This is a genomic window from Streptomyces corchorusii, from assembly GCF_001514055.1.
In the GTDB taxonomy this organism is placed as follows: Bacteria; Actinomycetota; Actinomycetes; order Streptomycetales; family Streptomycetaceae; genus Streptomyces; species Streptomyces olivaceoviridis.
On the sequence record NZ_KQ948355.1, the window covers coordinates 263,713 to 279,160 of the forward strand.

General features: G+C 72.0%; 13 protein-coding genes. 4 read left to right on the forward strand and 9 right to left on the reverse strand.

What is annotated here, in order from left to right; all coding sequences use genetic code 11:
* Positions 1 to 49 precede the first annotated feature (49 nt).
* Positions 50 to 964, reverse strand: a complete 915-nt coding sequence (locus AQJ11_RS14060; RefSeq protein ID WP_059263260.1) for an alpha/beta fold hydrolase — start codon at positions 962 to 964, stop codon at positions 50 to 52.
* Positions 965 to 1,145: 181 nt separating this feature from the next.
* On the opposite strand from AQJ11_RS14060, the gene AQJ11_RS14065 reads away from it, so the two are divergent.
* The 3 genes from AQJ11_RS14065 to AQJ11_RS14075 all read left to right on the forward strand — a co-directional run bounded on the left by AQJ11_RS14065 (position 1,146) and on the right by AQJ11_RS14075 (position 5,314).
* Positions 1,146 to 1,862, forward strand: coding sequence for a helix-turn-helix transcriptional regulator (locus AQJ11_RS14065; protein ID WP_059263261.1), 717 nt, complete (start codon positions 1,146 to 1,148; stop codon positions 1,860 to 1,862).
* A 31-nt stretch (positions 1,863 to 1,893) separates the two neighbouring features.
* The gene (locus tag AQJ11_RS14070; protein WP_059263262.1) at positions 1,894 to 2,433 is read left to right on the forward strand and encodes a DUF3291 domain-containing protein; all 540 of its coding nucleotides are present in this window, start codon (positions 1,894 to 1,896) and stop codon (positions 2,431 to 2,433) included.
* Positions 2,434 to 2,518: 85 nt separating this feature from the next.
* Positions 2,519 to 5,314, forward strand: a complete 2,796-nt coding sequence (locus AQJ11_RS14075; protein WP_059263263.1) for a SpoIIE family protein phosphatase — start codon at positions 2,519 to 2,521, stop codon at positions 5,312 to 5,314.
* Positions 5,315 to 5,334: 20 nt separating this feature from the next.
* Here AQJ11_RS14075 and AQJ11_RS14080 read toward each other — a convergent pair whose 3' ends face one another.
* The 8 genes from AQJ11_RS14080 to AQJ11_RS14115 form a co-directional block, all read right to left on the reverse strand.
* Positions 5,335 to 5,706, reverse strand: coding sequence for an STAS domain-containing protein (locus AQJ11_RS14080; protein WP_059263264.1), 372 nt, complete (start codon positions 5,704 to 5,706; stop codon positions 5,335 to 5,337).
* 28 nt (positions 5,707 to 5,734) lie between these two features.
* A complete protein-coding gene (locus AQJ11_RS14085; RefSeq protein WP_059263265.1) occupies positions 5,735 to 6,955 on the reverse strand; it encodes a PP2C family protein-serine/threonine phosphatase in 1,221 nt (406 codons plus the stop codon).
* A 176-nt stretch (positions 6,956 to 7,131) separates the two neighbouring features.
* Positions 7,132 to 7,848, reverse strand: coding sequence for a GntR family transcriptional regulator (locus AQJ11_RS14090; protein WP_059263266.1), 717 nt, complete (start codon positions 7,846 to 7,848; stop codon positions 7,132 to 7,134).
* A 93-nt stretch (positions 7,849 to 7,941) separates the two neighbouring features.
* Positions 7,942 to 9,486, reverse strand: coding sequence for a sugar ABC transporter ATP-binding protein (locus tag AQJ11_RS14095; RefSeq protein WP_059263267.1), 1,545 nt, complete (start codon positions 9,484 to 9,486; stop codon positions 7,942 to 7,944).
* Positions 9,483 to 10,559, reverse strand: coding sequence for an ABC transporter permease (locus tag AQJ11_RS14100; protein WP_059263268.1), 1,077 nt, complete (start codon positions 10,557 to 10,559; stop codon positions 9,483 to 9,485). Before AQJ11_RS14100 ends, AQJ11_RS14095 begins: the two co-directional genes overlap by 4 nt.
* A complete protein-coding gene (locus AQJ11_RS14105) occupies positions 10,556 to 11,632 on the reverse strand; it encodes an ABC transporter permease (RefSeq protein WP_059263269.1) in 1,077 nt (358 codons plus the stop codon). Before AQJ11_RS14105 ends, AQJ11_RS14100 begins: the two co-directional genes overlap by 4 nt.
* Positions 11,629 to 12,717, reverse strand: coding sequence for a mandelate racemase/muconate lactonizing enzyme family protein (locus tag AQJ11_RS14110; protein WP_014670418.1), 1,089 nt, complete (start codon positions 12,715 to 12,717; stop codon positions 11,629 to 11,631). Before AQJ11_RS14110 ends, AQJ11_RS14105 begins: the two co-directional genes overlap by 4 nt.
* Before the next feature lie 35 nt (positions 12,718 to 12,752).
* Entirely contained in the window at positions 12,753 to 13,844 is a 1,092-nt protein-coding gene (locus tag AQJ11_RS14115; protein WP_208616504.1) for a substrate-binding domain-containing protein, read from the reverse strand.
* Positions 13,845 to 14,230: 386 nt separating this feature from the next.
* Here AQJ11_RS14115 and AQJ11_RS14120 point away from each other — a divergent pair, with 386 nt between their 5' ends.
* Positions 14,231 to 15,442 carry an ROK family transcriptional regulator gene (locus AQJ11_RS14120; protein WP_208616505.1) on the forward strand — a complete coding sequence of 404 codons (1,212 nt, stop codon included), beginning with the start codon at positions 14,231 to 14,233 and terminating at the stop codon, positions 15,440 to 15,442.
* The last annotated feature ends 6 nt before the right edge of the window (positions 15,443 to 15,448 follow it).

The window sequence follows — 15,448 nt, forward strand, 5'->3', positions numbered from 1 at the left end:
TCCCATTTTGTTCCAGCATGGCGATCGGTGCGCGGCGATCGGTGCGCTGTCAACAGCGCTTCCGTGCGGGCTGCCGTGCCGCCGTCCGCTCCGGCGTTTCCGCTCCCCAAAAGGCGAGCAGTGCGCTGACGAGTGCCTCCGGAGCCTCTTCGGCCATGTGGTGTCCGGAGTCGATCGGGGAGCCGTCCAGTCGGCCGGCCGTCCAGGGGCGCCAGACGCCCGGCACGTCGCCGTAGAGGTCCGCCATGTCGTCGCGGGTGGCCCACAGCACCTGCACGGGGCAGTCGATGCGCCGGCCGGTCCGCCGGTCGGCGTCGTCGTGCTCCCGGTCGATGCCGAGGCCGGCACGGTAGTCCTCGCACATGGCGTGCACGGTGGCCGGGTCGTGGATGGCGCGGCGGTAGTCGTCGTACGCTTCGGCGCCCATCTGCTCGGCGGTGGCCTTGTACCAGGCGTCCGGGTCGGCGTTGATGACGCGTTCGGCGGGCTTGTCGGTCTGCCCGAGGAAGAACCAGTGCCACCAACTGGCGGCGAAATCCGCGTCACAGCGCCGCAGCGCCTCCCCGATGGGCACGGCGTCCAGCACGCTGACGGCGGACACGGCTTCCGGGTGGTCCAGGGCCAGGCGCGTGGCCACGTACGCGCCCCGGTCGTGCCCGACGACGGTGAACCGGTCGTGGCCGAGGCCGCGCATGACCGCCAGGCAGTCGCCGGCCATGGCGCGCTTGGAGTACGGGCTGTGCCGCGGGTCGGTCGGGGGCTTGTCGGACTGCCCGTAACCGCGCAGGTCGGGACAGACCACCGTGTGTCCCGCGGCGGCCAGCAGGGGGGCCACGCGGTGCCAGGTGGCGTGCGTTCGCGGGTGCCCGTGCAGGAGCAGGACCGCGGGACCGCTGCCGCCGTGACGCACCCGCAACCGGACGCCCTCGCCCTCGCGGCGCGTCAACGTGAACCCGTCGAACATGAGACCTCCTGTGGCGTGGCCGGGATCTCACGGCTCCCCTGACCGGGACGCTTCATGCACGGCGGTCGTCGCGGTGGCCGGCCGGTCGCCGGGCCCGGCTACCGGGGTACGCCGCGGACGGCATCGGCCGGAGCGAGCCCGCATTTCTATCTCCAACGTGGATTGTTCCTAGAATGGGCGGGTGAAGGACATCGACTCGATCGCGGTGTTGCAGGATCCGGTGCGGCGCCGCCTCTACGACTACGTGGTGGCACAGGGCCGCGAGGTCGGCCGCAACGAGGCCGCCGAGGCGGCCGGGGTGGCACGCACGCTCGCCGCGCACCATCTGGACAAGCTGACCGAGGCCGGGTTGCTGGAGTGCGGCAGCCGCCGCCTGACGGGCCGCTCGGGGCCGGGGGCCGGCCGTCCCGCCAAGGTGTACACGCGGGCCCGGGTCGAACGGTCGGTGTCGCTGCCCGCCCGCGACTACCGCACCGCCGCCGACCTGCTCGCCGAGGCCGCCGAGCAGGCCGGGCTGGACGCCGGGCTCTGCGCGGCCGCGCGCCGCCGGGGTGAGGCCCTGCGCGGCTCGGCGGCACCCTGCGGCGGCCTCGAAGAAGCCATGGAGATACTGGCCGCCCGCGGCTACGAGCCGTATGTGGAAGGCGCCGAGAGCACCGAGGGCGTTCAGTCCGCCGAAGCCACCGGGGCGACGACCGGGACAACGGCACGAGTGGTCCGGATGCGCAACTGCCCCTTCCACGCCGTCGCCGAACGCTTCCCGCCGCTCGTCTGCGGCATGAATCTCGCACTGCTGGAGGGGCTGATCGGCACGGACGGTCCCGTCCGCGCCCGCATGGACGCCCGGCCGGGCGAGTGCTGCGTCGTGGTCGAACCTTCTAAAGACAACAGTCATTGACATAGAAAATCGGGCGTGCTGGGATGAGGCCATGACCGCACCCGCGCACGCCGTGCACCTCGCCGAGCTCAATGTCGCCACGCTCCGCCACCCCCTCGACGACCCGCGCATGACGCCGTTCGTCGAGATGCTCGACCCGGTCAACGCCGCCGCCGACGGCGCGCCCGGCTTCGTGTGGCGACTCGTGGAGGAGGGAACGGCCGACGCGACCGGCCTGCGCCCGGCGGGCGAGGACGTCATCGTCAACCTGTCCGTGTGGGAGACCCAGGAGGCCCTGTGGGACTTCACCTACCGCAGCGGGCACCTGGAAGCGCTGCGGCGGCGGCGCGAGTGGTTCCACCGGCACGTCGAGGCACACCTGGTGCTCTGGTGGATCCCCGCCGGTCACCTCCCGACCGTCGGCGAGGCCCTGGAGCGGCTGGCGGACCTGCGGGCCCACGGGCCGTCCCCGCGCGCGTTCACCTTCGCCTCCCCCTACACCGCAGCCGAGGCCGCCGGGCACGCCCGGCCGGTGCCGGTCTCGGACCCGGCGGCCGTCCAGACCGGCCAGGACGCCACGCCGGCCCTCTGACCCAGGGTCGGCAACGACCCGAGGCACTCATGGCTGAGCAGCCACACCAGAGCAAGTGCCCCATTTGCCCGATTATTCTGGAGCGGTGGAGCCATACCCGCCTCCCTCGGGCAGCGATCACGGCGACCGGACGCCGCTGGACGCCGGAGTGCGCCCGGAGATCCTCGCTTCCTGGCAGCGCTCGCACTCCCTCGGCATCGACCGCGAGCGGGCGGTCCTGCCGATCGAGAGCGACCTGGATCCCGACTCCCGGCTGATCAGGGCTGCCGCGCCGGTGCTGGCCCGCCTGTACGAACGGTTCTCGGGCGTACCGGTGACCCTGGCACTGGCCGACTCACGGGCGCACATCGTGGACCGGTGGGGCGACCCGGCGGGGCTGGAACTGATGGACGCCGCCTCCCTGGTGCCGGGCGCCAACGTCGACGAGCGGTTCATGGGCACCAGCAGCGTCAGCATGGTCCTGAGCACCCGGGCACCGTTCGTGGTCGTGGGCCACGAACACTTCCTGCACGACCTCAAGGAGCTCACCTGTATGGCCGCGCCGGTGCGCGACCCGGTGGGCGGCACCGTGCGGGGCGCGGTCAACCTCTCGGTCCCCCGGGAACTGGCCGACCCCGGCATGGCGCTGGTCCTGCAAGACGCCACCGAACGCATCGGGGAACGCCTGCTGGAGCTGAGCACGGCCCGCGAGCTCGAACTCACGCACTCCTTCCGCCGGGCCATGGAGCGCGGCGGGCACGCCGAGCTGGACCTCGCGTCGGGAGAGCTGTCCCGGCGCGGCGGACCGCCGCCCCGGCTCGGCTCGCAGGAACGGCTGATCCTGCTGGAGCGTGCCGTCGAGCTGATCTCCTCGAACGGTGACGCGTTCGCCGAGGTGCCGCTCGCGGGCGGTCGCGTGGCCGTCCTGCGCCGACGCGAGCTCCACCACGGTGACGCGGAGGGGGCGGCGGTCGAGGTCAGTTTCGAGGACAGCGGCGGTACGGGTCCGGCCCGTCCGGCCACCGCGACCGCCGCCGATGGCCGTGTGCCGCTCCTGAACCGCCCCGCCGAGGCGGCGCCGCCGCACACCGGCGGGACGACCGACGCGTGGCTGCTGCTCGTGGGCGAGCCGGGCGTCGGCCGGCTCGCCGCCGAGGCGCGCGGACGGCTGGCCCTGCTGAACGAGGCGGGTGTCCGGCTCGGCACCACCCTGGACCTGTGGCGCACCGCCGAGCAACTGGCGGAGATCACCGTGCCGCGCTTCGCCGACCTGGTCGTCGTCGACCTGGTCGAAGGCGTTCTGGCGGGCGAAGAGCCACCGCCCGGACCGCCGCGCCCCGACGTACCGCTGCGCCGGGTGGCCGCCTGGGCCGGCGACGACGCCCGCGACCTCCCGGTCGGCGGGGTGAACGAGCCGGTCGGCTACCCCGCCGGGACGCCCCAGGCCCGGTGCCTGGAGACCGGGCAGCCGGTCACGGACTCGGTGGTGACCGCCGCCCTGGCCGGGCACCCGGCCGGCCGGGCGCACCCCGTCGGATTCCTCGGCGAGGGCGCGCACTCCTACCTGGCGGCTCCGCTGTCCGCCCGGGGCTGCGTTCTCGGCCTGGCGGGGTTCTACCGCCGCGGCAGGACGAGGCCGTACGAGCAGGACGACCTCACACTGGCCGGCGAGCTGGCGGCCCGCGCCGCGATCAGCATGGACAACGCCCGCCGCTACCGCCGGGAGCACCACGCCTCCCTCACCCTGCAACGCAGCCTGCTGCCGCATGCCCTGCCCCGGCTGAGCACCGTCGGCCTCGCCTCCCGGTATCTGCCCGCGGACACCAGGTCGGGCGTGGGCGGCGACTGGTTCGACGCGATCCCGCTGTCCGGCATGCGCGTGGCGCTGGTCGTCGGCGACGTGCCCGGAAACGGGTTGCAGGCGGCAGCGACCATGGGCCGGCTGCGTACGGCGGTACGGACGCTGGCCGGTCTGGACCTGCTGCCCGAGGAGGTGCTGGCCCACTTGGACGACCTGGTGAGCCGCACCCCTGAGGAAGACGCCGACGACCAGGACCCGGCGACGGGGACGACCTGCCTGTACGCGGTCTACGACCCGGTGTCCTGCCGGTGCACGGCCGCGACGGCCGGTCATGCGCCGCCGGCTCTGCTGACCCCGGACGGGGAGGCGCGGCTGATCGACCTCCCGACCGGTCCGCCCCTCGGGCTCGGCGGGCTCCAGCCGTACGAGTCCGCCACCGTCGACCTGCCCCCGGGCAGCCTGTTGACGATGTACACCGACGGACTGCTGAAGGAGGGCCGCGGCTACGAGGACACCGAGGCGCGCACCGCGCAGCTGCTGGCCTCCCTGCGCCTCGCCGGTGCGGAGCTGGAGGACACCTGCGACCGGCTCACGGACGCCCTCCTGCCCGACGGCCCGTCCGACGACGTGGCCCTACTGCTGGCCCGTGTGCACGCGCTGCCCGAGGACCGGATGGCGTGCTGGGAATTCCCGTCCGACCCCGCGGCCGTGGCCCGGGCCAGGGCGCTGACCCGTGCCCAGCTCGCCGCCTGGGGCATGTCGGAGCTGGACTTCAACACCGGGCTCGTGGTCAGCGAGCTGGTCACCAACGCCGTGCGGTACGGCGGCCCGGGGCCGGTGGGCCTGCGGTTGCTGCGCGACGACTCACTGATCTGCGAGGTCTCCGACGGCAGCAACACCTCGCCGCGGATCAGGCGCGCGGCCACGACCGAGGAGGGCGGACGCGGCCTGTTCCTCGTGGCGCAGTTCACCAAGAGCTGGGGTGCCCGCTACATGCCGCAGGGCAAGACGGTGTGGGCCGAGCAGATTCCGCAGCCGGAGAAGCCTGCGCCCGAGCCGGACGAGCAAGCACTGCTGGCCATGTTCGACGACCCCGGCTGACCCGCCGCCGGTCGCGGCGGTCAGTCGGGTACGGAGTCCACGGTGGCGTAGCTGTGCAGTACCTGGTCCGTTCCGGTCAGCGCCAGCATGCGCCGTACGCGTTCGCTGGGTGCGATCAGCGCCAGGCGGGCGCCGGTGCTCCGGGCCGTGCGGTAGACCGCGATCAGGCAGGTGAGCCCGGTGGAGTCCAGGAAGGCGACGCCGGACAGGTCCACGAGCACGCTGTGCCCACCGGTGAGCACCAGGGGTTGCAGGGCGTCGGCGAGGTGTGAGGCGGTGTGCAGGTCGAGGTCGCCCACGACCGTGACGAGGTGACGGTCGGTGCCCAGACGGCGCACGTGCACCTGGAGGGTGTGGTGACGGTCATGGGAGGCGGGCCGGTCGGTGGTCATGGCCGCTTCCTTCCGCGGGGGCCCGGGGTCACGGGGTCAGCTCCTGCTGGTGGCCGCCGCGCCACTCGGTGAGCAGCACGGTGGCGTCGTCGTCGAGCTTGCCGTCGTGGTGATCCATGACGGCGGCCATCAGCCGGCGCAGGGTCTCGTGCAGGGTGTGCCGGCCGGAGTGGTGACGGCGGATGAAGTCGACGAAGCGTTCCTGGCCGAATTCCTTCCCGTACCTGTCGCGGGCTTCCACGACGCCGTCGGTGTACAGCAGCAGGCGGTCTCCGGGTTCGAGCTGCTCGGTGGCCGTCGTGACCGGCAGGCCGAGGTCGGCGCCCATGGGGCCGGCCGGGGGGCAGGCCAGTTCGGTGGTCCAGCGGTTGCCGCGGATCAGGATGGGCAGGTGCTGGCCGCGGTTGATCCAGGTCAGCCGGCCGGTCTCCATGTCCAGGTCGGCCAGGATGCCGGTGACGTAGCGGCTGGTGCCGAACTGCTCGATCAGCGTCGCCTCCACCGACCGGCTGGTCTCGGTCAGCGAGGCACCCTGGCGGCGGGCGTTGCGGCAGGCGGCCACGGCGACGTTGGCGGTGATCCCGGCGGTGGTGTCGTGGCCCATGGCGTCGAAGACGCCCAGGTGGAGGGTGCTGCCGGCCACCGCGTAGTCGAAGGCGTCGCCGCCCACCTGGTAGGCGGGCTCCATCACCGCGCCGACGGTGACGTGGTGACCGGCGTAGGCGGGTGGCGGGGTGAGGTTCCACTGCATCTCCGCGGCCACGTTCATCGGCTCCGTGCGCACCAGACGCGCGTAGGAGTCGCTGAAGGACCGCTTGCTCAGCAACAGCAGCGCCGCCATCGACGCCAGGTCGCGCAGGCCCTCGCGGACGGGTTCGTCGTCGCTGTCGGTGTCGGCCCGCAGCACCCCCAGGCGTTCCACACCGTCGGTGATGGCCACCCACCACCGCCGCCCGCCCGGACGGTCGTGTGTCCCTTCCCATCCGGGTTCGGCGAGCATGTCCACGCGCCGGTAGGCCTGGCCGGGCAGACTGCCCGAAACGGTGAACTCCTGCCCGCGGTCCCCGGCGCCCAGCCCCCGACCGGTAAGCCGGCGCAGCACCGTCTCCCGGATGTCCACCACGAAGAGGGCCACGTCGCGCATGCCTGCCACGGCGGCGTGGTCGGCGATCATCCCCGGAAGCTCTTCGAGCGTAGCCGTGTGACTGGCCTGCATCAGCCGCAACAGCGACGCCGCGCTGTCGGTCACTTCGCCCCCTTTTTCCCTGGCCGCTCGGGTCATGTCCATCCTCGGCCACCACACGGGTACCCGCTCCCCGACCGCGTGCGCGGCCCGGCGGCAGGCATGCTCGCGCCCGCCTGGATCCGGTGGCTCGGGCCGGTCACGGGACGGTGATGTCCGCTCCGGTGCGCGTGCGGCGCCGGTCAGGGCTTTCGGGCCTGGCCGAGCTGGCGCTGGAGGCTCCCGGTGAGGTGCTCCGCCATGGCTTCCGCGGCGCGCTCGGGCTTGCGGCGCAGTATCGCGCGTACGACGCGTTCGTGTTCCGCGAGCGTCGGGTCGTCGGCGTTCCCGGCGCTTCTGATGCGGAAGACATGCAGATGGGAGTGGAGTCGCTGCACCGCGTCGGCGAGCAGCGGACGTTGCGAGGCCACCGCGATGGTGTCGTGGAAGCGCTGGTCGAGAGCGGCGAAGCCGCGGTAGTCCGCGTAGCGCCCCGTCGGCCCCGGGTGGGTCTGCATCTCCTCCACAAGCCGCTCGATGGCGTCGAGTTGCTCCTCGGTGGCGTTGGCGGCGGCGAGCGCCGCCGCTCGCGGTTCCAGCAGGAGCCGCATCTCGAAGAGCTGCTCAAGGCCCTCGCGCGTCAGCAGTTCCGTCGCCCGGTACCCGGACAGCGACCTCTTGACCACGAGTCCGTCGGACTCCAGCCTGGCCAGTGCCTCGCGGACGGGCGTGGGCGAGACTCCGAGAGCACGCGACAGCGCTTCGATCCCCACGCGTGCGCCCGGGGCGATCTCATGGTCCATGACCATGGCCTTGATCTGCTCGTAGACGCTGTCCGAGAGAACCTGGCGACCGGCACGGGCGGACGGGCTGCTCCCGGACTCCGGGACCTTGGCGGAGGAACCGTCATGCTGTGGCATCCGTTCTCCTGCTCCTGCCGCTCCAGGTTGTCGGGACGACGCAGTTTACCGAGGTGAGGGGTGCCGCCTCCGCCACGCACCGTGCCACGCGCCTCATCCCGCCTCCCCTTGCGTGGTCACCGCCGGGAGCGCGCGGTCGTGGATGATGCGGATGATCCGGCCGCTCATCCGCTCGTAGTCCCCGTCGTTGTCGACCTCGCCACGGATGCGGTGGTCGGCCATGACGAGGACACGGTCCGCCAGCGTGATCATCTCGGTGAGGTCGCTGCTGATCAGCAGGATCGGCAGACCTTCGCGGGCCAGTTCCCACAGGAGCCGGTGGAAGGCGTGCTTGGTGCGCACGTCGACGCCCACGGTCGGTTCGTCGACGACCAGCAGGCGGGTGTCGGCCGCGAGCCACTTCGCCAGACTGACCTTCTGCTGGTTGCCGCCGGACAGTTCACCGGCGTTCTGCTCAAGGCCCGAGACGCGGATGCCGAGCCGGTCGACCAGGTCCTGTGCCGCCTTCCGCTCCTCGGCGGCGGGAACGTACCCGAGGGCCTTGGCCAGCTTCTTCCACACGGTGACCGTGATGTTCCGGTGGATGGGCTGGTCGAGGAAGACGCCCTCTTCCTTGCGGTTCTCCGTCAGGTAGCCGATGCCGAACTCGTGCAGCGCCTGGCGGGGCGAGGCGATCCGGACCGGGGTGCCGTGCATCCTGATCTCACCGGCGGTGATCCGGTCGAGGCCCAGGACGGCTTTGACCAGTTCGCTGCGCCCGGCGCCGACGAGGCCGTAGAGACCGACGATCTCGCCGGGCCGCACCTCCAGGGAGACGTCCTGGTGGCCGTCGGCGGTGGAGACGCCGTCGAGCGCGAGGACGGGGGCGGCCGTGCGGTCCGGGGTGCGGGGCGGCATCTCGGCCGCCGTGTGCGCGCGTCCCACCATCAGGTTCACGATGTCGTCGTGGGTGTGGCCGGCGAGCGGAGAGGACTCCAGCACGGACCGGCCGTCGCGCAGCACGGTGACGGTGTCGCAGAGCGCGAAGACCTCTTCGAGTTTGTGGCTGACGAAGACGACGCACGTGCCGCGGGCCGTCAGCCGCCGGACGACACCGAAGAGGCGGTCGGCCTCCCGCGGGGACAACGACGCGGTCGGCTCGTCGAGCAGCAGCACCCGGCTCTCGGTGTAGAGCGCCTTCGCGATCTCCACCAACTGCTGCTGCGCGACCGACAGTTCGCGTACCGGCCGGAGCGGGTCCAGGTCCAGGTCCAGCTCGGCCAGGCAGCGCAGGGCGGGCTCGCTCATGGCCCCGCGGTCGACGAACCCACGGCGTGCGGGAGGGCTTTGCAGGGTGATGTTCTCCGCCACCGAGAAGTCGGGTATGAGGTTGCGTTCCTGGTGGACGACGCCGATGCCGGTCCGGGTGGCCTCCAGCGGCGAGCGCAGGCGGACCTCTTCGCCGCGCCAGGTGAGCCGGCCGCCGTCGGGCGCGTGGACGCCGGTCAGGACCTTGATGAGCGTGGACTTCCCCGCGCCGTTCTCGCCCAGCAGCGCGTGTACGGATCCGGCCGTCAGGCGCAGTCCGACGCCGTCCAGGGCCCGTACTCCGGGGAAGACCTTGACGATCTCCCGGCCTTCGAGAAGGACGTCGTTCACCGCCCGCCTCCCGCGTTCGGCAGGGCGGCGCCGGCCGTCGGTCCCGGCCCGGCCGGTGCCGGCGGGGTACGCCCGTGCGCCTTCCCCTTCTTCTCCAGATGCGTCTGGTGGACGCGACCGCCGACCACCGTGCCGAGCACGACCAGGCCGATGAGGAAGTTCACCCAGCTGGGGTCGAGCGAGAACTGGGCGCGCGCGGCGTCGATGAGCCGCATCACGAACGCCGCCAGCACCGTGCCGGACACCGCGACGGAGCCCCCGCTGAGCCCGACGCCGCCGATGATCGGGGCGGCGAAGCTCGGCAGCAGCCAGTCGCCGCCCACGCTGCGGTTGACGCCGGGCAGTGACGCCGTCGCGGTGACGGCGGCGACGCCGACCAGGAGGCCGGACAGGGTGTGCGCGAGCACGATCTGCCGGTCGGTGGAGATGCCGGACAGCCTCGCCGCGAGCGGGTTGCCGCCTGCCGCGAGGAGCCGTCGTCCGGCGGTCGCGCGGTACAGGAACACGGCCAGCAGGGCCGCCACGGCGAGTGCGGTGAGGAACACCAGCGGGAGGTTCAGCGGGGCCGCCCGGCCGAGCTCCTTGAGGGCCGGTGAGTAGCCGTCGACGGTACGTGTGCCGGCCAGCCGGTACTGCGCCCCCAGCAGGATGGTCATCACGCCGAGCGTGACGATGAAGCCGTTGATCCGCGTGGCCACGATGAAGACACCGGTCACCAGACCGACCAGCATCGCCGTGAGGACGCCGGCCGCCACGGCGATGGGTGCCGGGACGCCGCCGTCGGCCATCAGGACGCCCATCAGACAGGCCGTGCAGCCTCCCAGGGCACCGACGGCGAGGTTGAGCTGTCCGACGCACAGGGCGACCATCTGGGCCAGCCCGATGAGGACCGGCGTGGCCAGGTACTGGAGGAAGGTCCGTACCGACGGACCTTGGAAGAACTCGCCCGACGAGGCGATCCCCAGGGCCAGGCAGCCGCCCAGCGTGACGCACAGCAGTGTCGTGGTCGTGGAGCGGGACAAGCGGCGCAGGGCCGCGGCGGTCCGGGCTCCGTACTCATTGATCGTGATCACGTGGAGCGCACCACCTTGCGGTAGGACACGACGGCGCGCACCCGGTCGGCCGACAGGGCCAGCAGGAGGACGCAGCCGAGGTAGATGTTCAGGCTCTCCAGACCGACGCCGAGCAGGTCCAGGCCCTTGCGGATGACCGCGACGAGGGAGGTGCCCAGCAGCGCTCCGACCACGGAGACGACCCCGCCGGTGAGAAGGGTGCCGCCGAGGACCGCGCCGAGGAACGAGGGCAGCATGAAGTCGTCGCCGATGGAGGCGCGGAACGTGCCGGTGCCGACAGCCGCCATGAATCCGGCGAGCGCGGCGAGCAGTCCGGACAGGCTGTGCGCGAGGATCACGCGGCGGCCCGTGGGGATGCCCGACAACTCGGCCGCCTTCGGGTTGGCCCCCGTCAGCAGCAGTTCCCGGCCCATCCGGGTGCGGGTGTACAGGAAACCGAGGCCGACCAGTGCCAGCACCGTGAACTGCGCCATCTGCGGCACGGCCGGGGATCCGCAGACGCGACCGGCGCAGATGTCGGCGAGTGAGGCGGAGCGCAGGTCCAGGAGCCCGCTGGGCCGCGTGGTGAAGGCCGCGTTCTCGGTCAGCGCCGAGTAGAGCAGGGAGACCAGTCCCATCAGCGCGAAGTCCATGGCCAGGGTGACCACGAAGGAGCTCACACCGGTCCGGGCGATGATCCAGCCCGTCAGGCCGCCGATGACGGCTCCGGCGAACAGGCACACCACAAGGCCGAGTTGGAGCGGGAGGTGGAGCCGGTCGTAGCCGAGGCCGGCGAAGAGGGCGCCGAAGGCCGCCATCCGGCCGACGGCGAGGTTCATGTGTCCCACGGAGAGGACGGCGAGCTGGGCGAGCGCCACCACGGTCAGCGTCGAGATCTCCCGCAGCAGGGGGAACAGCACGAGCCGCTGATCGAGGAACGCCGGCCGCAGGACGCCGAACAGCGCGGCGAGGGCGACGGTGAGCACCAGGAGCCCGAGCCGCTGGTCCACCCAGAACGGCAGCCGCCGCAGGGGACGCTGTGCGCCGGCCGCCTCGCCGGCCTCGTGCTCCGGTGCCGCGACGGGGGTGCTCATGCCACCCTCCTGTCGTCGATGGCGTCCATGTCCCAGTCGATCCCGATCCCCGGCACGTCCGGTGCCACCGCCCGTCCGTCACGGACCGTCAGCTCGGTGCGGGTCACCGCTCTCAACTGCGGGATGTACTCGACGAACATGCCGTTGGGCACCGCGGCGGCCAGGCTGACGTGCAGCTCCATCAGGAAGTGCGGGCAGACCATGGCGTTGTGGCTCTCCGCTGTGTGCGCGACCTTCAGCCACGGCGTGATGCCGCCGACGCGCGCGGCGTCGACCTGCACGACGGAGGCGGCGCCCGACTCCAGATACGTGCGGAACTGCATGGCGGAGTACAGGGATTCACCGACGGCGATCGGGATCCTCGTCGCGGCGGCCAGGCGGGCGTGTCCGCTGACGTCGTCGGCCGGGAGGGGCTCCTCGAACCAGTACGGCCCGTGGGGCTCAAGGGCAGCCGCGAGGTGGAGGGCCGACGAGATGGTCTGTGACTGGTTGGCGTCGGTCATGATGTGCATGGCCGGGCCGACCGCCTCGCGGACGGCGCGCAGCCGCTCGGCGTCCTCGGCCACGTGCGGCTTCCCCACCTTGATCTTGACGCCCGCCCAACCGGCCCGCTGGGCCGCGCGGGCCGAACGGACCAGGTCGTCGGTGCTCAGGTGGAGCCAGCCGCCCTCGGTGTCGTAGAGCGGGACCTCCTGGCGGTGGCCGCCGGCCAGCCGCCACAGCGGTTCACCGGCGCGCCTGCACCGCAGGTCCCACAGGGCGGTGTCCACGGCGGCGAGGGCCAGGGAGGTGATGGCCCCGGTGGTGGTGGCCCGCGTCGCGGCGAACAGCCGCTGCCACAACGCCTCCACGTTGCGGGCGTCCGCTCCGACGAGGAGGGGCAGCAGGTGCTCCCGCAGCAGGGCCAGGACGGATGATCCGCCGGTGCCGATCGTGTAGGCGTAGCCGGTTCCCCGGAGGCCGTCCCCGGTGGTGATCTGGACGAGGATCGTCTCCTGCTTGACGAAGGCCTGCACGGCGTCCGTGCGGTCCTTCTCCACCGCGATGTCGGCGAGCAGCGCGGTCGCGGTCGTGATGGTGGTCATCGGGCGGGGTCCGCTTTCCGTAGGGCCGTCGGTGGTCACTCGCAGACGAGGAGCGTGTCCGCGAACTCCTTCTTGAGCTGCTCGGTCTTCGCTTTCCTGGCCGCGTCGTAGGTGCCCGCGTTCGCCTTCGTGACCACGAACGAACCGGAGTCCACGGTCTGACCCGGGCGGCGCATGGCGCACTGCTTCGTCTGCAACAGCGCCAGCGCCCACGTGCCCACCTCGGCCTGTCCCACGGGGTTCTGCACGACGGTCGCGGCGACCGAGCCGTCCTTGATCGCGCCGAGGATCTTGGCGTCGTCGTCGATGGCGACGACCTTGGCGGCGGACCCGGAACTCTTCACCGCGTCGGCGGCGGCGACGGCGGGGTTGTAGGCGGTGGTGACGATGCCCTGGATCCGGTCGCCCTTGGCCGCGAGCAGGTCGGAGACCGCCTTCTGCGCGGTTTGCAGGTCCTTGTCGACGTCGGTGATGGTCTGCAACAGCCTGACCTTGCCGCCGGACTCCTTCACCGCCTTGGCCACGCCCTTGATGCGCAGCTGTGTGTTGGCGTCCACGTTGTTGCCGGTGAGGTGGACGAGCGTGCCCCTGCCGCCCATCGCGTCGATCGCGGCCCTGGCCGCCTTGTAGGCGGCGACCTCCACGTCCGTGGACAGGCAGAAGTCGGCCTTGTCGGTGGGGCCGGCCGGGCAGGAGGCGAGCGAGGCCACGGCGAAACCCTGGGACCTGAGGTCCTCGAAGGTGGTGTTGATGTCGGTGGGCGACACCCCGAAGACCCCGAACGCGTTGTACCCGCGGGCCGCGAGCGTGGAGAGCAGGTTGTCCTGCTTCTGCTGGTCCCACTCGGAGGTCTCGTCGAAGGTCACGTCCCCGAGGCCGTACTCCTTCTCCGCGGCGGCGCCCGCGGCTTTCCAGGGCTGGAAGTACGGGTGGGCACCGCCGGGCACGAGGGCCACCTTGACGCCCGATCCGTCGGCCAACTCGGCGCTGCCGGTGCCGGACTTGCCGGTTGCGGGGGCCCGGGTGCCGGTGTCGGCGCCGGAGTTCTTGATGGTGCAGGCCGCCGGGGCCGCCAGCAGCACGGCGGCGGCAACCCCTGAGAGGACGGAACGGGTCGGGGGACGCATCTCCACCACTCCCCAGAATCAAATAGGAAATCGGTACGGCGATGCTTGGCCACCCGGCGCCGCGCGTCAACCCCTCGGACCGCACAATCGGTTCCTACCTGCTCAGAGAGGCGAGGGGTCCGGCTGCGATGGTCCATCGATCGGCCATCGTCCTGTCGGACCGGATCGAAACCCTATAGGAATCATGAAGTCGGCGGCGGGCCCCAGGCCCTGCCGGGAACGGCCGAGATGCTGCCGTCACCACCGGACCCGAGTCCTTGGATCCACCGTCAGATTCCCTGCGCAACCTGCCGTTTCAGAGGTGCAGCACCCCTCCGGTAAGCACTTCTGAAGAAGTATGGTTTTTTCATTGACAGCGGAAAAGAGTCACGCCTAGGTTTCCGGCCATGCGCCCGACCTCCTCCCGTGAGTCGGTCCCCACGATGACTCCGGCCGCTTCCCTGGTCTTCACCACGCTGCTCTCCCACGGTCCGCTCACCCGGGCCGAGGTGGCGCGGCGGACCAGCCTCTCCGCCGCCGCCGTCACCAAGGCGGTCCGTCCGCTGATGGAACTCGGCTATCTGGTCGAGGGGGTGGACGAAGACGCGCCGCCCGCCGTGGGGCGCCCGGCCAACCTGGTGTGGGTGGACGGCGGGAGAGCGCTGTTCATCGGGCTCAAGGTGACGGGCGACGAGATCATCGCCGTACTGGCCGACCTGTGCTGTCGTATCCGGATGTCCCGGCACGTCCACCTCACGGGCCGCGAGCCGGAGGTGGTACTCCCCGCGATCACCGCGCTGGTACAGGAGTTGCTCACCGAAGCCGTGGGATTCGGCGTGCGGGTGCGGGGGCTGGGCATCGCGATCTCGGGGGACGTGGACCGGGCCGAGGGGGTGGTCCGTTACTCGCCCTTCCTGGAGTGGCGAGACGTACCGCTCGCCGAACTCACCGCCGCCGCGACCGGGTTGCCGGTCACGGTCGACAACGACGTACGGGCGCTCACGGTCGCCGAGCACTGGTTCGGCGCCGGAGTCGGACTCTCGCACTTCGCCCTGGTGACCGTGGGCGCCGGCATCGGCTGCGGCCTGGTGGTGCACGGACGGGTGGTGTCGGGCGCGCACGGCGTGGCCGGCGAGATCGGGCATCTGTCCCTCGACCCGCTCGGCCCGCCGTGCCACTGCGGCAACCGGGGGTGCGTGGAGGCGATCGCGGCGGACCCCGCGATCGTCCGCGCGGTGCGCGCGGCCACCGGCAAGCAGGTGACCGACACCGCCGAGGCGCTGGACCTGGCCCACCGGGAGGACCCCGGTGCCCGGGCGGTCTACGCACGGGCCGGCGAGGCCATCGGCAGGGCGATCGGCTCCCTGGTGAACCTCCTCGGTCCCGAGCGGGTGATCATCTCCGGGGAGGGCCTGGCCGCCTACGACCTCTTCGCCGAGGGCATCCGGGACGCGTTCGCCGCGTCCGCCTTCGGTACCGCCGCACGCTGCGACGTGGTGATACGTCCTCTCCCCTTCGAGGAGTGGGCGCGCGGGGCCGCGGCCACCGCGATCCAGTCCTTCATGGGATCGGACACGTACGAGGAGCAGAGCATGACGCTGCACAGCCGCGGCCCGTAGACCGCC

Bases quoted from the DNA above. Each gene is read 5' to 3' on its own strand.
- AQJ11_RS14060 (WP_059263260.1), bottom strand. From the start codon at position 964: ATGTTCGACGGGTTCACGTTGACGCGCCGCGAGGGCGAGGGCGTCCGG.
- AQJ11_RS14090 (WP_059263266.1), bottom strand. From the start codon at position 7,848: ATGCCACAGCATGACGGTTCCTCCGCCAAGGTCCCGGAGTCCGGGAGC.
- AQJ11_RS14110 (WP_014670418.1), bottom strand. From the start codon at position 12,717: ATGACCACCATCACGACCGCGACCGCGCTGCTCGCCGACATCGCGGTG.
- AQJ11_RS14070 (WP_059263262.1), top strand. From the start codon at position 1,894: ATGACCGCACCCGCGCACGCCGTGCACCTCGCCGAGCTCAATGTCGCC.
- AQJ11_RS14115 (WP_208616504.1), bottom strand. From the start codon at position 13,844: ATGCGTCCCCCGACCCGTTCCGTCCTCTCAGGGGTTGCCGCCGCCGTG.
- AQJ11_RS14105 (WP_059263269.1), bottom strand. From the start codon at position 11,632: ATGAGCACCCCCGTCGCGGCACCGGAGCACGAGGCCGGCGAGGCGGCC.
- AQJ11_RS14080 (WP_059263264.1), bottom strand. From the start codon at position 5,706: ATGACCACCGACCGGCCCGCCTCCCATGACCGTCACCACACCCTCCAG.
- AQJ11_RS14120 (WP_208616505.1), top strand. From the start codon at position 14,231: ATGCGCCCGACCTCCTCCCGTGAGTCGGTCCCCACGATGACTCCGGCC.